At 32.6% G+C, this 25,257-nt stretch carries 28 protein-coding genes and 1 riboswitch; of the genes, 24 read left to right on the top strand and 4 right to left on the bottom strand.

From position 1 onward, the window contains the following. The first annotated feature begins 39 nt into the window (after positions 1–39). The 4 genes from B8965_RS04070 (at position 40) to B8965_RS04055 (ending at position 3,428) form a co-directional block, all read left to right on the top strand. On the top strand, positions 40–594 hold the full coding sequence (locus tag B8965_RS04070; RefSeq protein WP_084052588.1) for an ANTAR domain-containing response regulator: 555 nt from the start codon (positions 40–42) through the stop codon (positions 592–594). Positions 595–733: 139 nt separating this feature from the next. Next, positions 734–2,068 (top strand): type I glutamate--ammonia ligase, encoded by a 1,335-nt coding sequence (glnA, locus tag B8965_RS04065; protein ID WP_084052587.1) that lies wholly within the window; start codon positions 734–736, stop codon positions 2,066–2,068. Positions 2,069–2,170: 102 nt separating this feature from the next. Further along, positions 2,171–2,746 carry a GNAT family N-acetyltransferase gene (locus B8965_RS04060; RefSeq protein ID WP_084052586.1) on the top strand — a complete coding sequence of 192 codons (576 nt, stop codon included), beginning with the start codon at positions 2,171–2,173 and terminating at the stop codon, positions 2,744–2,746. Positions 2,747–2,816: 70 nt separating this feature from the next. Next, the gene (locus B8965_RS04055; protein ID WP_084052585.1) at positions 2,817–3,428 is read left to right on the top strand and encodes a hypothetical protein; all 612 of its coding nucleotides are present in this window, start codon (positions 2,817–2,819) and stop codon (positions 3,426–3,428) included. Positions 3,429–3,455: 27 nt separating this feature from the next. On the opposite strand, the gene thiW is transcribed toward B8965_RS04055, so the two are convergent. The 3 genes from thiW to pdxR all read right to left on the bottom strand — a co-directional run bounded on the left by thiW (position 3,456) and on the right by pdxR (position 6,997). Then, complete coding sequence (thiW, locus tag B8965_RS04050; protein WP_084052584.1) at positions 3,456–3,953, bottom strand: energy coupling factor transporter S component ThiW; 498 nt, start codon at positions 3,951–3,953, stop codon at positions 3,456–3,458. A gap of 90 nt (positions 3,954–4,043) precedes the next feature. Then, complete coding sequence (locus B8965_RS04045) at positions 4,044–5,489, bottom strand: alkaline phosphatase family protein (RefSeq protein WP_084052583.1); 1,446 nt, start codon at positions 5,487–5,489, stop codon at positions 4,044–4,046. Between the two features lie 65 nt (positions 5,490–5,554). Then, positions 5,555–6,997, bottom strand: coding sequence for a MocR-like pyridoxine biosynthesis transcription factor PdxR (pdxR, locus tag B8965_RS04040; protein WP_084052582.1), 1,443 nt, complete (start codon positions 6,995–6,997; stop codon positions 5,555–5,557). A gap of 149 nt (positions 6,998–7,146) precedes the next feature. Here pdxR and B8965_RS04035 point away from each other — a divergent pair, with 149 nt between their 5' ends. The 4 genes from B8965_RS04035 to B8965_RS04020 all read left to right on the top strand — a co-directional run bounded on the left by B8965_RS04035 (position 7,147) and on the right by B8965_RS04020 (position 11,946). Then, positions 7,147–7,680, top strand: a complete 534-nt coding sequence (locus tag B8965_RS04035; protein ID WP_242941923.1) for an ECF transporter S component — start codon at positions 7,147–7,149, stop codon at positions 7,678–7,680. Between the two features lie 151 nt (positions 7,681–7,831). Further along, a riboswitch (SAM riboswitch) is annotated at positions 7,832–7,940 on the top strand. A 79-nt stretch (positions 7,941–8,019) separates the two neighbouring features. Continuing rightward, complete coding sequence (locus tag B8965_RS04030) at positions 8,020–10,395, top strand: homocysteine S-methyltransferase family protein (protein ID WP_084052580.1); 2,376 nt, start codon at positions 8,020–8,022, stop codon at positions 10,393–10,395. Continuing rightward, positions 10,395–11,270: a methylenetetrahydrofolate reductase gene (locus tag B8965_RS04025; protein ID WP_084052579.1), complete on the top strand. Its 876-nt coding sequence runs from the start codon at positions 10,395–10,397 to the stop codon at positions 11,268–11,270. Before B8965_RS04030 ends, B8965_RS04025 begins: the two co-directional genes overlap by 1 nt. Further along, complete coding sequence (locus B8965_RS04020; protein WP_084052578.1) at positions 11,257–11,946, top strand: hypothetical protein; 690 nt, start codon at positions 11,257–11,259, stop codon at positions 11,944–11,946. Before B8965_RS04025 ends, B8965_RS04020 begins: the two co-directional genes overlap by 14 nt. 23 nt (positions 11,947–11,969) lie before the next feature. Here the strand turns inward: B8965_RS04020 and B8965_RS12435 are convergent, their stop codons facing one another. After that, a complete protein-coding gene (locus tag B8965_RS12435; RefSeq protein WP_084052577.1) occupies positions 11,970–12,518 on the bottom strand; it encodes a L,D-transpeptidase family protein in 549 nt (182 codons plus the stop codon). A 154-nt stretch (positions 12,519–12,672) separates the two neighbouring features. Between B8965_RS12435 and B8965_RS12735 the strand changes: the two genes are divergently transcribed. The 16 genes from B8965_RS12735 to B8965_RS03935 all read left to right on the top strand — a co-directional run bounded on the left by B8965_RS12735 (position 12,673) and on the right by B8965_RS03935 (position 25,176). Next, positions 12,673–13,020 carry a helix-turn-helix domain-containing protein gene (locus tag B8965_RS12735; RefSeq protein ID WP_242941922.1) on the top strand — a complete coding sequence of 116 codons (348 nt, stop codon included), beginning with the start codon at positions 12,673–12,675 and terminating at the stop codon, positions 13,018–13,020. Between the two features lie 204 nt (positions 13,021–13,224). Next, positions 13,225–13,485, top strand: a complete 261-nt coding sequence (locus B8965_RS04005) for a hypothetical protein (RefSeq protein WP_084052576.1) — start codon at positions 13,225–13,227, stop codon at positions 13,483–13,485. 379 nt (positions 13,486–13,864) lie between these two features. Continuing rightward, entirely contained in the window at positions 13,865–14,104 is a 240-nt protein-coding gene (locus tag B8965_RS04000) for a hypothetical protein (RefSeq protein WP_143334214.1), read from the top strand. A 115-nt stretch (positions 14,105–14,219) separates the two neighbouring features. Continuing rightward, on the top strand, positions 14,220–15,080 hold the full coding sequence (locus tag B8965_RS03995; RefSeq protein ID WP_084052574.1) for a substrate-binding periplasmic protein: 861 nt from the start codon (positions 14,220–14,222) through the stop codon (positions 15,078–15,080). A gap of 29 nt (positions 15,081–15,109) precedes the next feature. Beyond that, the gene (locus B8965_RS03990) at positions 15,110–15,781 is read left to right on the top strand and encodes an amino acid ABC transporter permease (protein ID WP_143334213.1); all 672 of its coding nucleotides are present in this window, start codon (positions 15,110–15,112) and stop codon (positions 15,779–15,781) included. Positions 15,782–15,794: 13 nt separating this feature from the next. After that, a complete protein-coding gene (locus B8965_RS03985) occupies positions 15,795–16,517 on the top strand; it encodes an amino acid ABC transporter ATP-binding protein (protein WP_084052572.1) in 723 nt (240 codons plus the stop codon). 62 nt (positions 16,518–16,579) lie between these two features. Next, positions 16,580–16,837 (top strand): hypothetical protein, encoded by a 258-nt coding sequence (locus B8965_RS03980; protein ID WP_084052571.1) that lies wholly within the window; start codon positions 16,580–16,582, stop codon positions 16,835–16,837. Positions 16,838–16,878: 41 nt separating this feature from the next. Next, positions 16,879–17,448, top strand: coding sequence for a zinc dependent phospholipase C family protein (locus B8965_RS03975; protein WP_084052570.1), 570 nt, complete (start codon positions 16,879–16,881; stop codon positions 17,446–17,448). Between the two features lie 177 nt (positions 17,449–17,625). After that, positions 17,626–18,924, top strand: coding sequence for a uracil-xanthine permease family protein (locus tag B8965_RS03970; protein WP_242941921.1), 1,299 nt, complete (start codon positions 17,626–17,628; stop codon positions 18,922–18,924). A gap of 96 nt (positions 18,925–19,020) precedes the next feature. After that, complete coding sequence (gene ispE / locus B8965_RS03965; protein WP_084052568.1) at positions 19,021–19,914, top strand: 4-(cytidine 5'-diphospho)-2-C-methyl-D-erythritol kinase; 894 nt, start codon at positions 19,021–19,023, stop codon at positions 19,912–19,914. Continuing rightward, positions 19,898–20,602 carry a GntR family transcriptional regulator gene (locus B8965_RS03960; protein ID WP_084052567.1) on the top strand — a complete coding sequence of 235 codons (705 nt, stop codon included), beginning with the start codon at positions 19,898–19,900 and terminating at the stop codon, positions 20,600–20,602. Before ispE ends, B8965_RS03960 begins: the two co-directional genes overlap by 17 nt. A 15-nt stretch (positions 20,603–20,617) precedes the next feature. Next, positions 20,618–21,367 (top strand): nucleotidyltransferase family protein, encoded by a 750-nt coding sequence (locus tag B8965_RS03955; RefSeq protein ID WP_084052566.1) that lies wholly within the window; start codon positions 20,618–20,620, stop codon positions 21,365–21,367. A gap of 138 nt (positions 21,368–21,505) precedes the next feature. Continuing rightward, positions 21,506–22,327, top strand: a complete 822-nt coding sequence (gene purR / locus B8965_RS03950) for a pur operon repressor (RefSeq protein WP_084052668.1) — start codon at positions 21,506–21,508, stop codon at positions 22,325–22,327. Between the two features lie 104 nt (positions 22,328–22,431). Beyond that, positions 22,432–22,686: a septation regulator SpoVG gene (spoVG, locus tag B8965_RS03945; protein WP_084052565.1), complete on the top strand. Its 255-nt coding sequence runs from the start codon at positions 22,432–22,434 to the stop codon at positions 22,684–22,686. Positions 22,687–22,857: 171 nt separating this feature from the next. Then, complete coding sequence (gene glmU / locus B8965_RS03940) at positions 22,858–24,213, top strand: bifunctional UDP-N-acetylglucosamine diphosphorylase/glucosamine-1-phosphate N-acetyltransferase GlmU (RefSeq protein ID WP_084052564.1); 1,356 nt, start codon at positions 22,858–22,860, stop codon at positions 24,211–24,213. A gap of 18 nt (positions 24,214–24,231) precedes the next feature. Then, on the top strand, positions 24,232–25,176 hold the full coding sequence (locus tag B8965_RS03935) for a ribose-phosphate pyrophosphokinase (protein WP_084052563.1): 945 nt from the start codon (positions 24,232–24,234) through the stop codon (positions 25,174–25,176). The last annotated feature ends 81 nt before the right edge of the window (positions 25,177–25,257 follow it).

Below are 25,257 nucleotides of genomic sequence, written 5' to 3'. Positions count from 1 at the left end.
TATGGTAGAATATTCTTAAAATAATGAGGAGGTATTTAGGTGAGGAAAATTCTACTAGCAGTTAATAATACTAAGCAAGATCAAAAGATTAAGAACATTCTTACCTCCCATGGCTATAAAGTTAATTCTATAGTAAATGATGCATATTTAGTGCTTAGGACATTAAGAAGTAAAGAAATTTCTTTAAGTATAATTGATACGGATTTATCAGGAATGAGTGGTCTACAGCTTGCTAAAATAATCTCTGAAGAAAAGTTAGGCCCAGTAATATTAATTGTCCAAGGAGAATTATCTTTTGGGGATGAAATACCTTCTATATTTGGTGTGATTACAAAACCTATTCAAGAATATACGTTAATCAATACACTAAAATTAGCACTTAATAATTTTGAAAATCAAAGACATTTAGAAGAAGAAGTAAATAGCTTAAAAGATACCTTAGAAAGTAGAAAATTAATTGAAAAAGCAAAAGGAATATTAATGAAAAAAGGATTTTCAGAAGAACAAGCTTATGATAAATTGCGGAAATTAAGTATGGAAAAGAGAGTAAGTATGAAAAAAATTGCTAAGGCAATAATAACTAACTTTTCATGATTTCTTGACAATAATTAGATAAGGTACTATAATGATAGCTATTAAAATAGTTTTTGTGAGCAATGGTGCTCTAAGCAGCAGATTATCCTTGATTTTCTGTATGTTTAGGCACCTTATTTTATTATATGGGGGAATTAAAATGGCAGACTTAACTGTCCAAGACGTTTTAAGAATGGCTAAGGAAAACAATGTTAAGTTTATAAGACTTCAATTTACAGATATGTTTGGTATTTTGAAAAATGTTGCAATAACAGAGAAACAATTAGAAAAGGCTTTAAATAATGAACTAATGTTTGATGGTTCTTCTATTGAAGGATATGTTCGGATTGAGGAATCTGATATGTACTTACGCCCAGATCCAAATACCTTTGTAATCTATCCGTGGACTCAAGGAGAAGGAGCCGAGGCAAGATTAATTTGTGATATTTATAATCCAGACGGCACTCCTTTTGAAGGTGATCCTCGTTACATTTTAAAAAGAGCAACCCAAAAGGCCTTAGATATGGGATATACATTAAACGTTGGTCCAGAGTGCGAGTTTTTCCTTTTTCATACAGATAGTGAAGGTGTGCCGACAATAAAGACGCATGATAAAGCAGGATACTTTGATATGGCTCCTGTGGATTTAGGTGAAAATGCACGTAGAGATATGGTAATTAATTTAGAAAAAATGGGCTTTGAAGTAGAAGCCTCTCACCATGAATTAGCACCTGGTCAGCATGAGATTGGGTTTAAATATAGCGAAGCAATTTCAGCTGCGGATAATATTATGACATTTCGTTATGTAGTTAGGGTTATCGCGCAAAGACATGGTCTTCATGCTTCCTTTATGCCCAAGCCTGTTTTTGGAATAGCTGGATCAGGAATGCATACAAATATGTCTTTATCTACTGTTGATGGTACAAATGCTTTTTATGATGAAAATGGTAAAGATGGTTTATCGCAAGCAGCTTATTATTTTATGGGTGGGATTTTTAAACACATTAAAGGCATGGCAGCCATTACAAACCCAACAGTTAATTCATATAAGAGACTTGTTCCAGGTTATGAGGCTCCTGTTTATATTGCATGGTCAGGAAAGAACAGAAGCCCTTTAATTAGAGTTCCTGCTAAAAGAGGAGCTTCTACTAGAGTCGAATTAAGAAATCCAGACCCTTCGTGTAACCCGTACTTTACTATGGCTGCAGCTTTACAAGCTGGGCTTGAAGGTATTGAGAAAAAAATAAATCCACCTGAACCTACTAATGTTAATATTTATGAGATGACTCCTGAAGAAAGAACTGAGGCAGGAATTGATAATTTGCCTGGCAATTTATTTGAGGCTATTTTAGAATTAGAAAAAGATGATTTTATTAAAAAAGCAATGGGGGACCATGTTCACCCTCTTTACTTAGAAGCTAAAAAATTAGAATGGCATAACTTTGCATCAAGGGTACATCAATGGGAAGTAGATGAATATTTAACTAAATTTTGATTTAAAATGTCTTCAGAATATCTGGAGACATTTTCATTATATGTTTGGTAATTTCTATAATATAATATAAGATATAAGTAAGACAAAAGGTGAGGTGGTAATATGTATAAGGGCAGGAGAATTACCCTTCGTGCTCCTAAGGAATCAGATGCAGCTATTTTACAAGGATGGTATCTAGATAAGGATTTTAGGCATTTATATGATGCTTATAATGACGTTTCTTTAACTGGAATAATGCAAGATATCCAAAATAGTGGTTCGCTAAAAGATCCTCATGCAACAAAAATTAATTTTGTTATTTGTCGCAAAAGAGACGAACTACCTATTGGTGTTGCATGTATTAGAAATATTAGCCGTCAACATGGTAATGCTGAAATTGTTTTTGCGATTGGAGATAGGGATAAACGCTTAGCGGGGTATGGGGTTGATTTATTAATTGTTTTATTAGATTTAGTGTTTTATGAATTAGGTTTTGAAAAATGCTATATAAAGTTACATAAAAATAATGCACTTGCTCTTAATTCGGCTCTTAATTTTGGCTTTGTCCAAGAAGGATGTCTTCGCAGGCATGAGTTTTTAGAAGGAATGTATTTAGATTTAGTAATTCTTGGTTTATTAAAAGAAGATTATGAGAAATTACCGATAGTCCCAAAATGGAAGGCTAGGAATATACTATAGTAATACTTTATTTGTTTCAAAGGGAGGGGATATTATAAAAGATGCAGTTTATATTGAAAATATTAAATTATTGCATGAAAATCATAATAGTTTTCTCCCAATTACACATGAAGGAAAAGTATATTTTGGAGGAAATCAGAACTGGTATCTAGAAAAATGTCGAAGAAGTAATGGGTGTGGACCTGTTGCAGCTGCCAATATTACTTGTTATTTAGCAAGGAAGGACAGTGAGAGGTATGGAGCCTTATACCCCTATCCATCCCTTGAGAAAAAATATTTTTTAGCTCATATGAATAATATGTACACTTATTTCAGGCCTAGTATTTTTGGAGAAATATCTCTTAATGGCTGGACAAAAAAGATGGAGAATTATGCTAAAGAGAGAGGAGTTAATTTTAAAAGAGTAGCATATGAAAAACCATTTACTTTAGAAAAAAACCTTATTTATCTGAAAGAAGGTCTCGAATCTGATTGTCCTGTGGCTACTTTAAATTTAGATGTGATAGATCGGAAAAATGAATTTGGGTGGCACTGGATGATAATTACTGAATACTATGAAGATATTGAAGGTAATAGCTGGATAGGGGTTTCCTCCTGGGGGAAAAAGTATATCATAAATTATCAAAAACATTTTAAAGCCATGAACCGTCTTTTAGGTGGAGGACTGATATATTTTAAATAAAAAATCCGCATATGCTTGCGGATTTTTTTATTTGGATAAAGTAAACTTTTGTAAGGAGGAACTTTTACTCATAATTTTAATAAGTGCATAACCAATTAAACTACCCGCGATAGTGCTAAGCAAAAATGGTCCAATAAAGAAAAATACAGCAACTTCCCGTCCTAGAAAATACTTTGCGATTGGATAGCAAGCTAAAGCACCTAAAACTCCTGTTCCAAAGATTTCGCCAGTAACAGCAAAGATATATTTGCGTGTTTTATAAAATAAAAAACCTGCAAAAAAAGCACCAATCATACTTCCAGGAAAGGCAAGTGGCGAACCTGAACCTGTGAAATTACGTAGTAAAGAGATACAAAAGGCATTTGAAACTGCATAACCTGGACCAAGTAATACTGCAGATAAAACATTAATGGTATGTTGAACAGGAAAACATTTGGCTACCCCAATTGGGATGTAGATAAGATGACCTGCTAATGTACCAATAGCAATTAATAAAGCTGAAAATGTGAGTTTTTGAGTTTTCATCTTTTTCTCCTTCCTTAGAATAAATATGCTTAAAGTTATATTAGCACAATATTTTAAAAAGAAGATAGAAAAAAGAAATATTTATTGAATTTAATCTTTTGCTTCAAGTAAAGAAAGTATATACTCCTTCACTTCAATCAGCCTTCTTGGTAGTGGTAAGTCAGTTTTTTCTGAAATGATAAATGGTACATGCATTTCTAATTGATTAAGACCACCATGGCTACCCCCGCCTTTATAGTTTGACGAGCTTTCGGATTTAAACATATAAGTAGGTTTTGCATTAGCTATAATTACAGATGAATCGTTTGAGATGATAGCACTTTCTAGTAAATTAAGAGCATCAGGATACATGCGATATTTAATTTTATTTCTATCAATTAGTAAATCTAAAATATTAAAATCACCACTAATATCCCAGCTTTGCTCATATTCATCAACGTAATTTTCTCCTCTTTTAAAGGAAAAGTATCTATCCATACTGTCATTATATACATAAATCCAGCCTCCGGACTTTCTGGCGACTAAATCAATGCCAGGATCTTTAATCAATTCTTTGATAATTTTATCTGCTGTATATTCTTCCCTATAATAAATGAAAGCCATCCGCTCGTTGTTACAAAGAATTAAGTCGTGTTTAAAGGTTATTTTATCTTTAAGCGCAGGGTATTTGAAATTCTTTAAAATAGAATCTAAGTAAATAAAATGATGAACTTTAATTTGGGAATGATCACCTGTTAAGATGAAAATATTTTCTTCTAAAGCTTTATCTAAAGAACCATAAGTACTTACAACTTGCTCTAGTAAAGTATTAACTTTAGTTAAGCCTTCTATGCCACCTTCTAAATGGTTTTTATGCACATCTTGATCAGTTTTGGGTAAATAAAGTAAAGAAAAATCAGGTTGTTTATTTTCTTGTACAGTACTAATAAAAGCTTCTATCGTAAATTTATCATTTAAACCTAACCTCGAGAAAAGACTTTTAGGCGCTTTAATATTTTTATCTAAAGAATTCAAAAAGCGTCCTAAAATAATTTGATTAGGACCTGATATATGTTTAGGCGTTTTTTTACTAAATGGCTTCATATACCATGGAAATTTAATTTTATGAATGTGATGACCCCGATAGACCTGGTAAGAAAAGGAACCTGATGTATATCCTTTAAAGTCTAGTTCTTCAAAAATAGTTTTTATATTTTGTGCTAAATGTTTAGTATTTTGATTATATAAAGTATCTGCAATAACTTGAGAAACCCCTAATTTAAAAACAAATCCAGCGGGAGCCCCATAATTAATAATTCTATTTTCTTTTTTACTATACCAAACCAATCCGGGTATTTTATGGATGCCTGGGGTTACGCCTGTAATTAAAGAAGCATCAAAACTGGCTGACATGGTTGGAAAAACGGTAACACATTGCCTATTAATATTACCTCTTTTAATTAATTCTTTAAAAAGAGGTACTTTATTTTGTTTTAACACTTCTTCTAAGGCTTCAGGCATAAAGGAATCTATTAAAAAAACAATTATTTTTTTCATATATCAGCACTCCATGACACTCATATCTAAATATAGATTGCCCAAGCTGTTTAAATATATGTGCTTTATAAAAGGGGCTCAATAGATATAGCTTTGTTATTTTGACTTTGCACAATTTCTTTAATTATGCTTATAGCTTCGGGAATCCTTTCAAGCTCTACATCAGCAAAGCTTAAGCGAATGTAGGGATAAATTTCAGGGTCTAAGGAAAATGCAGAGGCTGGTGAGACTAGAACATTTTTACTTAATAATTTAGCAGTCAAGTCTTCTACATTTACGTTCTTAAATTTAACCCAAATACTAAGTCCTCCATGCGGAAGGACAAAAGATAGATGATCACTTAAAGTACTTAATTCTAATACTAATAGTTCATATCTTTTTTGATAGTAATTGCACATCTCTTTTATATGCTTTTTCCACAAATTTGATCTTAAATATAGATCAAAAGTACGTTGAATTAAGCCGGAAGTGGCAATATCAGTAGTATGTTTAGCTGCTAAGACACTTTGTAATATTTTTTGTGGTAAGACTATAAAACCAAAACGTAGACCAGGCATTAAAATTTTGGAAAAAGTCTTAATATATATAACTCTATTCTTATAATCAAAAGCTTTTAAGGGGATATAAGGTTCATTAGAATAATTTAAGCCCCCTAAATAATCATCTTCTATAATATAAGTATCATATTTATTAGCTAATTTAATTAAAGCATGTTTTTTTTCTAAAGAATAAGAAATTCCAGTAGGATTTTGATAGTAGCTCATAATATAAATAAATTTAGGATGAAATAATTTCATATTGTTTTCAAGTACATCTAGATCAATGCCATCTTCTTCAAGTGGTATTTCAATAATTTTAGCTCCCCTAGATTGAAAGTTTGCAATTGCCCCTCGGTAAGTAGGCTTTTCAACAAACAAGACATCTCCGTAGTGTAAAAGTCCTTTAGAAAGAATATCTATTCCCTGCTGAGCTCCTGAAATGATTTGAATTTTATCTGGTGTAGTACGGACATTATGATATCCTAAATAATCACAAATGGACTCTCTAAGAGGTAAGTAACCTTGACTATCTTGATAATTAAAAGCATTACCTCCATCTTTATCTAAGACCGTATTTAATAATCGTTTAAAGTCTTGAACAGGAAATAGTTCTGGAGAAATAGAAATGGTTGCAAGGTTTAAGGTGTCTTTAGTAATTTCAACATGATGTTTAGTTGTTTGGTTGATTTGTGGAATATTAGTTGATAATTTTTCCAGAGGAATAGGAGAAATATATGTCCCACTTCCTTTTTGCGAATAAAGGATATTTTTATTTTCTAAATGTTTATATGCATTCACCACGGTGCTATTATTAACTTTAAGCAGCTCTGCTAATTTCCGAATAGCTGGTAATTTTGCATTAGACCTGAGTTTATTTTGTTCAATTAAACTATAAATACTATTACTAAGTTGTAAATATAAAGGTTCCTTGCTATTCCTCTCTAACTGTATCGAAACAAATTCATTCACTTGAATTATCCCACCTTTTTATATTGACGAAAAGAATTATACTCTAATATAATAACTACACAAACAAAGCGTACTGCATTAATGTATCGGTACAATGATATTATACTAATTAATTAATGGAAAGTAAAATCTTATTGGGAGGAATGAAAATGAAGATTACTGTAAAGCAATTAGTGTTTGCAGGTCTCATGGCAGCACTCGTAACTGTAGGAACGATGTTAATTCAAATACCAAGTCCAACAAAGGGGTATATTCATATTGGAGATACTATTGTTTATTTGAGTGGAATTTTATTAGGTCCAGTAGTGGGTGGGCTAGCAGCTGCTGTGGGTTCTGGTTTAGCAGATTTATTTACAGGTTATCTTGTTTATGCACCGGTGACCTTTATCGTGAAAGGGTTAGACGCGATGATAGTTGGTTTCATTTATCATAAACTTGTAAATGGAGAAGCAACAAAAGGTAAGAAGTTAATGTCCTTTGCAGCGGCTGTTTTTGGTGGAGGAGTTATCATGGTGGGTGGCTATCTAGTGTATGAAAGCTTTTTATATGGTTTTGTGCCTGCTCTCGCTGGGGTTCCTGGAAACCTTACTCAAGCAATTGGTGGAGGAATACTTGCAGCTCCTTTATTACTAGCACTGGGAAAGTTAAACATTATTGAAAGTAGAAAAGAAAGCTTAACCTAAAATAAAGACTTATTCAAAATTATTTCTTGAAATTTTAATTAAGATATTACAAATAGATATAGTTGTAAAAGATTACTTATGACCTGAACCAATAAAGATTGACAAATAGATTAATCCTAGATATAGTAAAGAAAATAAAATATTAGATTACATTTTATCAAGAGTGGTGGAGGGAACTGGCCCTATGAAGCCCGGCAACAACTAGCAACAAAGCTAGAAATGTGCTAATTCCAGCAGGATTTATTCCTGGAAGATAAGAGGTAGATAGTTATGGTATTTAATGACCGCTTCTTATTATAGAAGCGGTTTTATTTTTGGCTAAATTAAGGAGTGGTACTCTTGGAGAATATCTTAAAAAAGGTTTTAGTTTTTGACGGAGCAATGGGAACTCTTTTACAAGAAAAAGGTTTAACACCAGGAGCTTGTCCAGAACTTATGAATAAAGAAGAGCCAAAAAAGGTACGAGAAGTTCACAAGGCTTATGTTGACGCTGGAGCAGATGTAGTGACTACAAATACCTTTGGTGGTAATAGAATCAAGCTTTCGGAATATGGATTAGAAAATGAAGTGGCAGAAATTAACCAAAGGGGCGTAGAAGTTGCTAAAGGTATTAATGATGGAAAATATTTTGTAGCAGGTTCGGTTGGTCCTACGGGTAGATTTTTAGAACCCTTAGGAGATATGACTTTTGATGAAGCTTATGATGTTTTTAAAGAGCAAATAAATGCTTTAGCTAAAGGTGGGGCAGATTTTATTATCTTTGAAACCTTTCACGATTTAGGAGAAGTTAGGGCAGGACTTTTAGCAGCAAAAGATGTTTGCTCATTGCCTGTAATTTGTAGCCTTACTTATGATGGCGGCAGGACTTTAACAGGAGTAACCCCAAGGAGCGCAGCTATTATTTTAGAAAGTTTAGGAGCAGATGCTATTGGTGCAAATTGTTCAGGAGGTCCTGAGGAATTATACCCTGTTATTGAAGAAATAACTCGAACTACTAGTTTGCCAGTAATTGTAGAGCCTAATGCAGGACTACCTGAGATGAAAGAAGGAAAAGTGTATTACCCTTTAGATCCACAACTTTTTATAGAAAAAATGGTACCCTTTTTTAATCTAGGAATGAATATTTTTGGCTCATGTTGTGGAAGTAGTCCCCTGCATACGAAAAATTTAAAGCAAAAGATTAAAAATATAACAATACTAGCTCGAAACGTAGAGAGAAGGAGTACTCTTGCAAGTAGGGAACAAGTTATTTTCCTAGGCGAGGATACGCTCCCTAAAATTATTGGGGAAAGAATTAATCCTACAGCAAGAAAGAAAATTGCTCAGGGACTTAAGGAAGGAAATTATGGAATTATCCAAGAAGAAGGGGCTATCCAAGTAGAGGCTGGAGCTGATTTATTAGATGTAAATGTAGGGACTCCTGGAATAGATGAAAAAGAAACGATGTCCAAGGTAATTAATTTATTACAACAAAATATCAGTATTCCTCTAGTTATAGATTCTACTAATCATTTAGTGCTAGAAAATGCTTTGAAAAATTATCAAGGTAAGGCTCTAGTCAACTCGATTAACGGTGAACAGGAAAGCTTAAATAAAATTCTGCCATTAGTGAAAAGGTATGGAGCAGGCGTAATTGCTCTTGTATTAGATGAAAATGGAATTCCAGAAACAGCCCAAGAGAGAAAAAAAATAGCCCACAAGATTTGTAAATCTTGCGAGGATTATGGTATCTCTAAAAAGGATATTTATATAGATTGTTTAGCATTAACAATTGGTACAGATGATAATTCTGCCAAGGAAACCTTAGAAACTATTAAATTAGTTAAGCAAAATTTGGGGGTTAACACTATTTTAGGGGTAAGTAATGTTTCTCATGGACTACCAAGTCGGAGTAAAATTAATTCCGCCTTTTTAGCAATGGCAATTGCAAGTGGTCTAGATGTAGCAATTATTAATCCTTTAGATAAAAATATGTTAACAAGTTTAGAAGCGGCTTCTTTTTTAGCGGGACGAGATCCAAAAGGGAATAATTATATTAAGAAAAATTCCCTAGAAGTAAAAGAAGTAGAAATTAATGCAAGTATACCTTCTCTAGAACTAGTAACTAATCAAGTAATTAAAGGATCCCAAGGTATTAGAGGGACTATTACAGCTCTTTTACAGGAAAAGGTCACTCCCATAGAGATTATAAACCAAGGTTTAATCCCAGGGCTCAATATTGTCGGGGAAAAGTTTGGTAAGGGTGAGTATTATTTACCACAATTAATGTTAAGTGCAGAAACTAGTCAAAAGGCTTTTGATCTTTTAGAGAAAGAAATGGACGGAAAATTTGACTCTATTCAAAAAGAAACCATCATTATTGGCACAGTAAAAGGTGATGTCCATGATATCGGTAAAAACATGGTCGGGGTAATGTTAAAAAATCATGGATTTAGGGTCATAGATCTAGGAAAAAATATTGAAACAGAAGATTTTTATAAGGCTTGCGAGAAAGAAAAGGCAAGCTTTGTAGGACTTAGTGCTTTAATGACGACGACAATGATGGAAATTCCAAAAACAATTGATTATTTAAAAGAAAGATTACCAAATATAAAGGTAATAATTGGGGGAGCAGTAATTAATGAAGATTTTGCTAAGGAATCAGGCGCTGATGGATATGCGAAGGATGCTGTTAGCGCAGTTCAAATATTAGAATCACTCAGGGGGAGTAAATAATGAATGGTTTGAAAAATAAGTTAAATAATAAACAATTTGTAACAACTGTCGAAATAGATCCACCTAAAGGGGCTAGCCCTTGGATTGTTTATGAAAAAATGAAAAACTTAAAAGGGGTAGTTGATGCTGTAAATATCGCAGATTGTCCTATGGGTAAAATGAGAATGAGTCCGATAGCCCTTGCTCATTTAGTACAAAAAGAATTACAGTTAGAAGCGATTTTTCATTTAACTTGCAGGGATAGAAATGTTATTGGCTTACAATCAGAACTTTTAGGAGCATATGCTTTAGGGGTTAAAAATATTTTAACCTTAACAGGTGACAAGCCAGAAAATGGAGATCATCCAGAGGCAAAAGGGGTTTTTGAATTAGATTCTACTGGTTTAATAAAACTTGCAAACACCTTAAATCAAGGTACAGATATGATGGGCAATAATTTAAATGAAGCAACAGAATTTTTTATTGGGGGAGTTGCAAATCCTACAGCTACTGATTTAGAAATAGAAGTGAGTAAGGTAGAGGCTAAAATAGATTCAGGGGTTAATTTTTTTCAAACTCAACCTATTTTTGACATTAATTCCTTAGAACATTTTCTTACTAAAATAAATGATACTTCTGCTCATTTTATTTATGGTTTAATGCCTTTAAAAAGTGTTAAATTAGCGCAGTATTTAAATAAAAATGTTCCAGGAATCGTAGTTCCAGATAAAATCATTGATAGACTTCAGCTTAAAGGAAGAGAAGCTGGACTGGAAATAGCTAAGGAGCTTTATTTAGAATTGAAAAAGATGGTACCAGGTGTGCATATTTTCCCAATGGGTGATGTGCCTTTAATTGAAGAATTATTACAGGAGCAAGGAAATGGGAAAGGATAAGTTTTTAGCTAATTTCCCCTTAAATATAAATATTCCGAGTTTAGTAAAAGAAAATCCCTCATTAAAAGGGGCACAAGAAAAAATAAGGAAGTTAGAAAAACTTATCCAACCTCATATCTTTTGGCAGGAACTTAAGATAAATAGTATAAATGAAGATAAGGTTAATTTAGCTTTAAATCAGGAAAAATGGACAATAGAAAGCGTCTATTTAAGTTTAGGGTTAAAAAATTGTACTCATGTAACCTTGCTAGCTCTTACTATTGGAGAAGGATTGCCAAATTATAGTCAGGAATGTTTAAAAAAGGGCTTGTTTTATGAAGCTTCAATTGCGGATATTCTAGGATCCCATGCTGTAGAAATGCTTGCAGATAAGTTTGGAAATTATTTAGCCCAAAATTACTTAAGTAAAGGTCTTTATCCTTCTTTGAGGTTTAGCCCAGGGTATGGAGATTTTGAGTTAGATAATCAAGCCAAAATTAGTGCTTCTTTAAATACTAAAGATAGTATTAAGGTTACGGATAATTATCTTTTAGAACCAGTGAAGTCTATTACAGCCTTGATAGGTTGGTCTAGTATCCCCAAAGAAAAAACTTATCCTACAGGAGAGGCAAAAAAAGGGTTTTGTCAGGGTGGACAAAACTGCGCCTTTTGTAAAACTTGGGCCTGTCGTAAATAAAACCTGGTATAACCAGGTTTTATTTACGGAAGGTTTATTTTTTGCCCTTTTTTTAGATTTTTAGGATTAAGAGAAAGATTTGCTTTTACTAAATGATGGAGAGGAATGTTTAATTTTTGAGAAATAGTATAAAGTGTATCCCCTTGTTTAGTCAGGTACGATTTACCATCAATAGTAGAAGATTTAGGAGAAGGGATATTTAATAGTTCACTAGGATTTTCATAATAAATTTTTACCATAGTACCAATATGAATTGCTGAGAATAATTCTTCAACATTTTGATTATACATACGTATGCAACCATTAGAAACAGATCTACCAATGGAATTGGGATTGTTAGTGCCATGGATACCATACCCTGGAATATCAAGTCCTAGCCACCTAGTACCAAATACACTAGGATGATTGATAATCTTTTTGTTGATAATTTTAAAATTACCAATAGGAGTAGGTGTTGATTTTTTTCCTGTTGCTATCTTATAAGTATTAATTAATGTTTCGCCCTGAAAAAAAAATAATAAACGAGACTGTAAATTTATTTCAAGATGTATATTACGTGATAGTCTTAACATAATTTCACCTCTTAGAAAGTTTGCTAGTATATTTTATGTTTGTTTATTGTTTTTGTGCTTTAATATGCGTAAATAAACTGTTTAGTAAAAGGATGTATAAAATGCTAGTGGTTTTAGCCAAACTATAAAAAACTATAATAGCTGGAGGTAAAAAATGAGAAAAGAAGAAAATGTAAATAAGATGAGTAATTCGTTTATTTCTACAGAAGTAGGTTCTGCTACTAGGCAAAGTTTAGATGGTGAAAGTTTAACTGCGAAATATGAAAAGGGAACTAGTAATTATGCAGACGGTTTAAGGGGAGCTCCATGGAGCATGGAAGATAGTCTGCAGTTTAAATGTGATGAGGTAGGAATTTGTATGGATAGTTTATTGTCACATGTAGAAAAGGGAAAGTCTGATCAGGAAATAGCTGAGGAGATGTTTGTACCACAAAAGACAATAGAAGGACTTAGAAATCATTTCATGGAAAAAGGTTTAGCCTCAATTCAAGGACAAGATTAGATTTACATGCTGCAATTAGTTTAATGTGGAAATTAAACTGAAATAATAGATAATTAAAATGTAATAATATTATAATGTTTTAATAGTTACATTTGCTATTACAATTTAGGGGTAGAAAAATACTTGACAATAATCAAAAGACAAGCTTTACATTTCCAAACGCTCATGGTAATATATAGAAAAGTTACATATGGGGGAAATAATATGAATAATGAGTGTAGACCCCTTGATATCGAGAATAAGATGCTAAAACGAGGTGACCTATCAGATAGGGTTTTAAATCCTCTCACTACGATAAAAGGTTACTTAGACTTAAAGTCAAAGGACTTAATTGGACAAGAACATTTTGATAAGCAAGTAATACGATTATTACTAGAAGAAGTTGAATTAATTGAGAAGTATATTAATGAAATTGAACAAACGATAGAAAGTAAAGTAATAGAAGCAGTAGAAGCTGAAGAATAATTATAAATAGTTGATATAATAAATTTTTATATAATATTTCTACAAAATAGATTATAATTATAATTTATGGTAATAATAATATAAAAAGGCATAACCCCAGTCTTTTTCGAGAAAGGATCCTCTAACCGGGATCTTTTTTCATGTGTATTTTTAATTTAATGCACCATTTTTAAAATACATAATAAAATATAGAAATGAAAAATATAGGGGTGCTGTAGGTGGACTGGGAAGGAATATGTAATCAAATTGTGATAGTTCTGGTGCCTATAATACTAACATTAATGGGTTATGCTTTATAAGGTATGCAAAGAAAAGAACTGACAGCATATTATGGAAAAATGCTTTAGATAATTTAGAGCAAATAGTTCTAACGACAGTTATGGCTCTTAATCAAATGATTGTAGAGGATCTTAAGAAGAATAAACGAGCATCCAAGTTGCCCGATGTAGATGCAAGAGAAATTAAGGTTAAAGCAACTGAATTAATAATGCAGCAAGTAAGTGAGAATGACTTAGAAATTTTAAAGCAACATGGTAGTAAAATAGATGTTTTAATAGATAATAAGATTGAACAACAGGTAGTAAAAGTTAAAAATACACTGAAAACTCCTGAAGCATAATGCTTTAGGAGTTTTCTTTTTAAATATGAATTAATTTCTTGACTACAACACTTTAACGAGTTAAAATAATGATATAAAAAAGCTGAATATTAATTATTTGAGGAGGTTTAAGAAAATGAAAAAAGGTCTTTTATTGATTTTGGTTTTAGTGTTAGGATTATCTTTATTAGTAACAGGTTGTGGAGATAAAAAAGAAGAAGCACCAGCACCAAATGGAGAAGAAACAGCAACTGGTGATGGTTCTTGGAAAAGAGTTCAAGACGCTGGAAAAATAAAAGCTGGTTTAGATGATGGGTTCCCTCCAATGGGCTTTAGAAATGATAAAGGTGAATTAGTTGGTTTTGATATTGATATGGGTAAAGAAATTACCAAACGTACAGGTTTAGAAATTGAATGGGTACCAACAGATTGGAATGGAATCGTACCTTCTTTATTAGCAAAGAAATTTGATGTTATTCATTCTGGCATGAATATGTGGGAAGAGCGTAAAGAGGCAATTAATTTTGCAGGTCCTTATGGCGTAGCTTCACAAGTTATCTTGGTTAAAAAAGATAATAATGATAAAATAGAATCATTAGAAGATTTAAAAGATCAAGTTATTGGTACTCAATTAGGTGGTACAGGTCAACAAGAAAGTAGTAAAGCAGGTTTTGACGAAAAAAACATGAAGCTTTATAATAAGTTTCCTGAGGCTTTTGCTGATCTAGATAATGGACGTACTGTAGCAGTAGTTGTAGATAGTTTTGCAGCTCCAGAATGGTTAAAAACAGGTAAATATAAAAAAGTTGGTCAAGAAATTGGCATGAATAAAGAAGCAGTAATTGGGATTGGTGTTCGTAAAGAAGATAAAGAATTAAGAGATCAATTAGATGCAGTAATTAAAGAAATGTTAGAAGATGGAACTTTAACAAAGCTTTCTAATGAATGGTTAGGCTATGACATTACAGAACAATTAGAATCAGATCAAGTTAAATAATTTTTACAGGTTTTTAGGGGGAGATAAAAGTGGCAACAGGTTTTGTTTGGGATTGGGCATTTACAATAAAAGTGCTACCCCTTTTACTAAAAGGAGCAGTGACTACAGTTGCATTAACCTTTTTTGCAATTATAATTGGTACAGTTATTGGCTTAAGTGTAGCCTTAATCAAAATAAATAAAAACCCAATTTTAAATTACCTCGGAGCAATCTATACTTGGATTTTCCGAGGTATCCCCCTTTTAGTACAATTATTCATAATTTACTATGCACTTCCAATTGCTGTAGGTATTGATTTTTCACCCTTTACAGCAGCAGTAATGGCAATTAGTTTATGTGGTGGGGCTTATATAGCTGAAATTATTAGAGCGGGTATTCAGTCCGTAGATAAAGGTCAAATGGAAGCAGCTCTTTCTCTTGGTATGAGTCACTCCCAGGCAATGAAAAGAATAATTATTCCTCAAACATATCGAAGATTAATTCCACCTATGGGAAATGAATTTATAACATTATTAAAGGATACAGCTTTAGTTTCTACAATTTCAATGATTGAATTATTAAGGACGGCTCAAATTCATGCCTCATCGTCTTTTAAACCTTTTGAAATGTATCTTACAGCAGGTGCTATTTATTTAGTTTTAACTACATTCTTTACAGTCATTTTTGGAATTTTAGAAAATAAGCTAGCACGCTCAGAATAGTTGGAGGTAGGGCATGATAAAAGTAAAAGATGTACGTAAAAGTTTTGGGAAATTAGAAGTATTAAAAGGGATCAATTTTAATGTAGCTTCAGGTGAAGTAGTAGTAATAATCGGGCCTAGTGGCTCAGGAAAAAGTACCTTGCTTAGATGTTTAAATAATCTCGAAGTAATTAATGATGGTAAAATTTTTATTATGGATCAAATGATTTCTACTAAACAAAAAGAAATTTACAAAATGAGGGAAAACATTGGTATGGTTTTTCAAAGATTCAATCTTTTTCCACATAAAACCGTATTAGAAAACATTATGGAAGCACCTATGTTAGTTAAAAAAATCTCGAAAAATAACGCAGAAAATTTAGCCTTACAATTATTGAAAAAAGTAGGCTTAGAAGATAAACGGAGTGTATATCCTAGTCATTTATCTGGTGGTCAGCAGCAGAGAGTAGCTATTGCCAGGGCTTTAGCCATGCAGCCAAAGATAATGCTTTTTGATGAGCCAACATCAGCCCTTGACCCTGAGTTAGTAGGAGAGGTTTTAGCGGTAATGAAGGATTTGGCCAAAGAAGGCATGACTATGGTAGTTGTAACCCATGAAATGGGCTTTGCCCGTGAAATGGCGGATAGAGTTGTTTTTATGGATGATGGAAAAATTCTAGCAGAAGGATCACCAAAAGAAGTTTTTTCTAACCCGGATCAACCAAGATTACGTGAATTTTTAAACAAAATTTTATAAAAAATTTATATCGCATAAATTCGCCTCTTTTACATAACATAACTATATGCGGGGTGAATATAATGGAATATATAGTACAAGGTAAATTAGAAAATATTGGTCCTTTGAAAAATGAGCTGATTGGGTTAGGGTATAAAGTAGACTCTAATTTATTTCTAAAAAGCGGAAAAATTGAGTCAATTATTAACGAATTAGTACCTCACTTGGAACAAAGAGGCATAAATGTTTTTGATGAGTTGTATTTAGAAGAATATAATACTCACGGAACCATGCAATCAGTGTATAATAAAGGAAAGATAACACGCTTAGAAATAGATTGAAGTTGTACCACTAGAATTTTAAAAAAAGGTGGAATTATTTTATGTTGATCCAATCACACCTATTTTTGTCAGGCAAAATAAAAGAAGTAATAAATGTTAATGAAGAAGGTAATTTAAAAAGTGCTTCATTTAGTATGGGCAGTATTATTCCAGATATTCATCCTGATAAGCGTAATTTACCGCATAATATTACTGCTTCCCTTCCATTCTTAGTTAAAAAGACAGAAGAATGTATTAAAGTGGGAAAAGGTGATAATGAATTATCTAGTAAAAACTTAGGTATAATTACGCATTTTTTAGCCGATTACTTTTGTTTAGCTCATAATGATGAAAATATGAATTTATGGGAACACATGCTTTATGAAAAGAAATTGCATAAAGCTTTAACTTCTGAAGAATTAATACCAAGTGATAACTTTAAAATTCCTTTAAGAGATATCGAGGAATGGGTAAGAGAAAAACACAATTTATATCTTAATTCAACTCATACTATTGAAAAAGATATTTTCTTTATTCAAGAAGTATGCTTAAATGTGACGCGCTCGTTAGTAACGGCAACAATCGCAGAAAGAGAACGTATACCTGTTGGTGGCTTAAGTATATTGACATAATGACTCTGATAAGCTAAAATATGATAGAAAATAAACTGCATATAAAGCCTTCTACCTTTAAGGTGGTCCCGAGAGGCCATTAAGGAGCATAGGGTATCTTGTGATGAAATTTATACCTCCTTATTGTGCTATTTTAACGGTAAGGAGGTTTTTTGTGTGGCTAAAGGGGGATTTAAATTGAAAAAGAATCAATCTTTGTTAGCTAATGGACTTTTATCATTTCAACACGTATTAGCCATGTTTGGTGCCACTGTTTTAGTACCTTTCATTACAGGCTTAGACCCTTCACTTGCTCTTTTAAGTGCAGGAATCGGAACTCTACTTTTTCACCTAGTTACAGGAGGAAAAGTACCAGTTTTTTTAGGATCATCTTTTGCATTTATTGCAGGCATCCAAATTGTAAGTAAAAATTTTGGAATGGCGTATGCTACAGGTTCTTTCATGGCGGTAGGAGCACTTTATGTTATCATTTCTCTATTAGTATTTTTAATTGGTTCAGATAAAATTAAGATGCTTTTTCCATCAATAGTAACAGGACCAATCATAATTGTAATTGGACTTATATTATCTCCAGTTGCTGTAGGTATGGCTTCGGAAAATTGGTTAGTAGCAATAATAACAATTTTAGCAGTTGTATTAACAGGAATTATTGGAAAAGGATTTATTAAATTAATCCCTATAGTAATTGGTATCTTTGTAGGTTATTTAGCAGCTTTTGCTTTAAATATTATAGATTTTGCGCCAGTTTTAGAAGCTAGCTGGTTTTATGGAATTGGTGATTTTCAAAATATGATGATTGCACCAAAGTTTTCATTAGAGGCTATGGCAGTTATAGTACCAATAGCAATAGTAAGTTTAGTAGAACATATTGGTGATATTACAACTAATGGCGTGGTGGTAGGACGGAATTTTTTTAAGTCTCCTGGACTTCATCGTACATTATTAGGTGATGGGATAGCTACTGCATTTGCTGGTCTCATAGGTGCTCCGGCTAATACAACATACAGTGAAAATACGGGAGTATTAGCAGTTACAGGGAATTACAATCCTAACATTATTAGAGGCGCAGCAGTAATAGCTATCGTGCTAAGTTTTATTGGTAAATTTGGCGCCATTATTAGGACAATCCCTGTACCAGTTATGGGTGGAGTAAGCTTTGTCTTATTCGGGATGATAGCTAGTATCGGGCTACGTACTTTAGTAGAGAGCAAAACAGATTTTTCTAATCTTAAAAATAGTATAATAGTATTTTCAATTTTAATCATCGGTATTGTTTCGATACAAGGAGAAGGAAACCCAGCTGCAATTAAGATTAGTGAATACGCAAGCTTTGAAGGACTTAGCTTAGCAGCGATTGTGGGTATTTCACTAAATGCAATAATTAATATTATAGCGCCAAAATTATTCGTTAGTAAGACTGATAGAGTAGAAAGACAAAATAAGACTAGTGCGAAATTAGCCTTTGAAAAAGAATAAATGAAATAAACCTGTAGTCCTTAATCTACAGGTTTATTTTATGCAAATAGAGTCTAATTGTGGTATATTTAAGTATGAAAGAAGAGGTTTTGAAAAATGAGACAAGCTAAGGTAAAAACATATGCTAAAATTAATATGGTATTAAATTGTCTTTATAAAAGAGATGATGGTTATCATGAAATTAGTTCAATTATGCAAGCAATTAGCCTACATGATAATATAAATCTGAAGCCTGCCGGAGAAATTATTCTAAACTCTAATTCTACTTTAATTCCTTTAGACGAAAAGAACTTTGCTTTTAAGGCAGCTCAGCTAGTAATAAGTAAATACCCCAGTATCAAAGGGGTAGAAATATATATTGATAAAAAAATTCCCATTGAAGCAGGACTAGCAGGGGGAAGCACAAATGCGGCAGGCGTAATTTTAGGAATGAATAAATTGTTTAATCTAAAAATGACTACCTCTGAAATGATAGAAGTGGCTGAACAAATAGGATCAGATGTTCCCTTTGGAATTATTGGGCCAACTGCTTTAAGTACGGGCAGGGGAACTAATGTAAGCCCTATTCCAGAAGCTCCACTTTTATGGGTAGTGCTTCTAAAGCCGGATTTTGGGGTATCAACTCCGAAGGTATATAGCAATATGAAAGAACAAATGTTTGAAAAAACAGATAATATAAAAGGTTTTTTAGGCGCCTTAGAAAGAAAAGATCAAGATTATATACTTGGAAATTTGGTTAATACTTTAGAAAAAAGTACTTTTGCCTTATATCCGAAGGTACAAGAAATAAAAGATTTTTTTATTAGAAATACTAAACATTCATTAATGGCAGGTAGTGGACCTACTGTATTTGCTTTATTTCCCAATGAAATAGAAGCCATTAATTTTAAAGATAGTATACCCCCGGATTATGGGAAAGCATATTTAGCTCAAACCATAGATAGCAAAGAGATTCACGAAAGGGTGATTATTGATGAAAAAGAGAACTAAGAGACTTCTTCCAGTTCAATTGGATGGATATAAACCTTTAAGAGAAATTGTGTTTGAAACTTTGCGGGATGCTATTATAAATCAAACTTTAAGACCGGGCGAAAGATTGATGGAAATACAATTAGCAGAAGAAATGGGCGTTAGCAGGACTCCTGTACGAGAGGCTATTAGGAAATTAGAGCTTGAAGGTTTTGCGGTCATGGTTCCGCGTAAGGGCGCTTATGTAGCAGGAATATCGATTAAGGATATTAATGAAGTATTTGAAATCAGAGGTGCTTTAGAGGTTTTAGCAGTTGGACTTGCTGCCCAAAGGATAACAGAAGAAGAAATCGAAGAAATTCAAAGACATTTAATTAAAGAAACTGAAGAAACGGAAGCTAATAATCTAAGGTCTATAGTTGAAATAGATACTACTTTTCATGATTTATTATATAAAGCTGCACGTAACCAAAAGTTATTGCAAATTATAAATAATCTGCAAGAACAATTACATCGTTTTAGATCAGCTTCTTTAGCAAGGCCAGGTAGGGGAATGGTAGCATTAGAGGAACACAAAAAAATTATCGAAGCCTTAATTGCCCGTGATGTAGACTTAGCTAAACAGTTAGCCAAAACGCATATTGAAAAAGCTGAACAAACCTTCTTATTATCACTAGAAAAGCAAGGCTTATATACCGATGAAGATTAGAAGGGAGACTTTTAATTGAATTGGGCTATTGTTTTAGCAGGTAGTTTAAACGAAGGCAAATTACAAGAGTGTAGTAAAGAAAAGTATGAGGCTCTAATTAAAATTGGTGAAAGAACCATGATTTCTTATGTAATTGCAGCGTTACAAGAAAGTAAGAGTATTGAAAGAATTATCGTTGTAGGTCCAGAACAAATAAAAAACACCTATAAAGAAAATGATATAACCTTAGTGCCACCAGGTAAGGATATTTTGGAGAGTATATTAAATGGAATTAAACAGTTAAAGAGTAATAGGCAAAGAGGATTAATAATTACTTCAGATATACCCTTAATTAAAGGATATATGATTGATGAATTTATAGAGGAATGTAAAGAACTTAAGGGTGATATTTTTTATCCTCTTATTTGTAAAGAGTTAAATGATTTATATTATCCCGGCGTAGAACGTACTTACGTTAACTTAAAAGATGGCATCTATACAGGAGGAAATATCTTTATGCTTAACCCCAGTATTATAGAAAAATCTTTAAAGCCTGCTCAAAGACTTATAGAAATGAGAAAAAGTCCTTTGCGCTTGGTAAAATATATTGGAATAAAATATATCTTTAAATATATTTTTCATAGTCTTACATTAATAGAAATCGAAAACAGGGTAGAAGAATTATTGGGGACTAAAGGAAAAGCCATCCTTGATAGGCACCCTGAGATTGGTATAGATGTCGATAAGCCTAGCGATTTAAAAGTGGTTAGAGAGAAACTGACTTAAAGGTCAGTTTTTTTGTTGTAATATCATTTTGCATTTTAGTTTTTTTGTTTATAATATTAAATAGTGAATAAAAACATGGTTTATCATATAAAATATTCGGAAATGGAAATAAACCAGAGATAGGAGGGCTCCGTGTTAATGGAAAAATGGAGAAGAAGTGAACGAATTGTAGTAATGACTAAGATACTTCTAGAAAGTCCACATAAATTATTTACCTTAGGATATTTTGCACAAATGTTTCAAGCGGCAAAATCAAGTATTAGTGAAGATTTAACTATTATTAAAAATACTTTACAGGATATAGGTCAAGGTAGGTTAGAAACTGTATCGGGGGCAGCAGGTGGCGTGCAATATTTACCTTTTGTTAGTACAAAAGAAGAACAAGATATTTTACAAAGTCTTTCTGAAAAATTATCTGATCCGAATCGCATATTGCCTGGTGGGTATATTTATATGACTGATTTAATTTATGATCCAAGTATTTTAAATAAATTAGGACATATTTTTGCTCATAAATTTAGTGAGCAAAAACCAGATTATATTGTTACCGTCGAAACTAAAGGTATCCCTTTAGCTTTAATGACAGCAAAGGCTTTTAATGTACCCCTAGTAATAATTAGAAACGACGGGAGAGTTACAGAAGGATCAGCAGTTAGTATAAATTATGTCTCGGGGTCATCTAAAAAGATAGGGAGTATGTCTTTAGCAAGAAAAGCATTACCAAGTGGTTCAAAGGTAATTATCATAGATGATTTTATGAAAGCTGGCGGAACAGCTAAGGGTGTACTTGATTTAATGCAAGAATTCAAGGCGGAAGTTTTAGCAATCGGTGTTTTAATTGACACTAAAGAACCTGAAACAAAGGTAGTAAAAGATTATTTAGGTCTTTTAGAGCTAGATAAACTGGATGAAATAAATAAAATAATAAGAGTTAAAATTAAAAATAACAATAATATATAATTTTCAGAAATTTAGAAGTACACAAGAAGGATTTACCAATATAGTGCCGAACTAATAAAAAAGTGTCAAAATTGTCTTTTTAGCAGAGAGGTGGTGAATTCTTCATGAACGTTACTGATGTAAGAATTAGAAAAATAAATGCAGATGGTAAAATGAAAGCAATAGTTTCTGTAACTATAGATGATGCTTTCGTAGTGCATGATGTTAAAGTTGTAGAAGGGCAAAAAGGTTTATTTGTGGCCATGCCTAGCAAAAGAATGCCAGATGGGGATTTTAGAGATGTAGCTCATCCTATATCTTCAGATGCACGAGAGGTTATCCAAAATGCTGTATTAGAAGCATATGAATCAGCTGTTTAAGTTGATTATAAGGAGCTAGTTAATAGCTCCTTTTGTTATGAGTAAATTTTTTTAATATAGCGAATTTTAGAAATATATATTTTGTCAAAATAAACTGTAAACTCAGGTTTTTTTGTTATATACTTTATGATAGGAATATGTTTAGCGAAAGAAACTTGAGGAGGATAAATTATGAATTCGGCTGCGATTATACTGGCTGCAGGCAAAGGAACGCGCATGAAGTCAGAATTACCCAAGGTATTACATAAAGTTTTAGGTGAACCTATGCTTAATCATGTATTAGATGCATTAGAAGAGGCAAAAATAAAAAGAAAAATTGTTGTTTTAGGTCATGGAGCAAAAGAGGTAGAAGAAATATTACATGAGCAAATCGAAGTAACATACCAAAAGCAGCAATTAGGAACTGGTCATGCTGTAATGCAGGCAGAAAACCTATTAAATGGAAAAGAAGATAATGTTTTAGTTGTTTGTGGAGATACTCCATTACTACGCTCCGAAACACTTACTAAATTAATAGAGTCTCATAAGGAAAATCAGGCTACAATAACTATTTTAACAGCTAAGGTAGATGATCCTACAGGTTATGGCAGAATTATAAGAGATGAAAATGGTGTACAGGCTATCATTGAAGAAAAAGATGCAAATGTAGGACAAAAGGCAATAGATGAAATAAATACAGGTGCTTATTGCTTTAAAGGAAACTTCTTACTTTCTGAGATCGTTAAGCTTGACAATAATAATGCCCAAGGTGAATATTATCTTACAGATTTAATTAAAAAGGCAGTATCCCAAAATTTGAAGGTAGATTCGTATATAATGGAAGATCATATAGAAGCGCTAGGTATAAATAATCGCATACAATTAGCCGAGGCTGAAAGCATACTTAGAAAAAGAATTTTAGATAGGTTAATGCTTGAAGGAACAACCCTTATTGATCCTTTAAATACTTATATAGGTAAAAACGTGAAAATTGGACAAGATACTATTATCTATCCGGGTTGTATTTTAGAAGGTACTACAAGTATTGGACAAAATGCTATTATTGGACCAAATACAAGAATAATAAATAGTGAAATCATGGATAGTGTTAATATACAAAGTTCATTAATAGTAGATAGTAAAGTTGGTTCAGGCTGTAATATTGGACCATTTGCATATCTGCGACCAAATTCAGTATTAGAAGATAATGTTAAAGTAGGAGATTTCGTGGAAATTAAAAATTCCACTATTAATAAAGGCAGTAAAATCCCTCACTTATCTTATATAGGTGATTCAGTTGTAGGAAGTAAAGTTAATATCGGCTGCGGGACTATTACCTGTAATTATGATGGTAAAGTAAAGAGTAAGACTGTAATTAATGATGGAGCATTTATTGGTAGTAATACTAATTTAGTAGCACCAGTAACCATAGGACAAGGGGCATTTATTGGAGCTGGATCTACGATAACGAAAGATGTACCAGAAGGAAGTTTAGGACTAGGAAGAAGTAAGCAAAAAAATATTGATGATTGGTCTAAAAAATCCTAAAAACAGGAGGTAATGAAAGTGGCATCAGGATCGAAAATTAAAGTTTTTACGGGAAATTCAAATCCAGTACTAGCACAAGAAATATGCCAATATTTAGATGTAGAACCAGGTAAGTGTAAGGTTGGCGCTTTTAGTGATGGCGAAATTAGTGTAACAATTAATGAAAGCGTTAGGGGATCAGATGCGTATGTAATTCAATCTACTTGTGGACCAGTAAACCAAAATTTAATGGAACTTTTAATTATGGTTGATGCTTTAAGAAGAGCTTCTGCAAGAAGAATTACAGCTGTTATACCATATTATGGCTATGCGCGTCAAGATAGAAAGGCTAGAGCAAGAGATCCTATTACGGCTAAATTAGTAGCAAATTTAATCCATTCAGCGGGAACTAGAAGAGTATTAACTATGGATTTACATGCTACTCAGATTCAAGGATTTTTTGATATTCCTGTAGATCACTTATTAGGTGTACCAATCTTAGCTGATTATTATAAAAAGAAAAATATTGAAGATGTTGTTGTTGTTTCGCCTGATATGGGAGGGGTAACAAGAGCTAGAAATTTAGCTGAAAGAATAGGTGCGCCCCTAGCAATTATTGATAAGCGTCGCCCAATGCCAAATGTTTCAGAAGTAATGAATTTGATCGGGGATGTAAATGGTAAAAATGTTATTATGACAGATGATATTATTGATACAGCAGGAACTATCACAAACGGAGCAAAGGCTTTAGTGGAAAGAGGAGCTAAAAGGGTATTTGCCTGTTGCACACATCCAGTTCTTTCAGGACCTGCTATAGAACGTATCAAGGAATCTCCAATAGAAGAATTAGTTACTACTAACTGTATTCCATTAGGAGAAGATAAAAAATTAGATAAAATTAAGGTTCTTTCAGTTGCACAAATAATGGGTGAAGCAATCCTCCGTATTCATGATGATGCTTCAGTAAGTAGATTGTTTGATTAAAATTAAAGAAAAATAAGTCGAGCTTTTGCTCGGCTTATTTCAGGTTAAAGAAAAATATATTTAGAAAATAAAAGATAGTCT

The sequence above is a fragment of the Desulfonispora thiosulfatigenes DSM 11270 genome, from assembly GCF_900176035.1.
Classification (GTDB): Bacteria; Bacillota; Peptococcia; order Peptococcales; family Desulfonisporaceae; genus Desulfonispora; species Desulfonispora thiosulfatigenes.
Note: the sequence above shows the minus strand (reverse complement) of the source record. Positions and strands in the feature narration are given on the sequence as shown.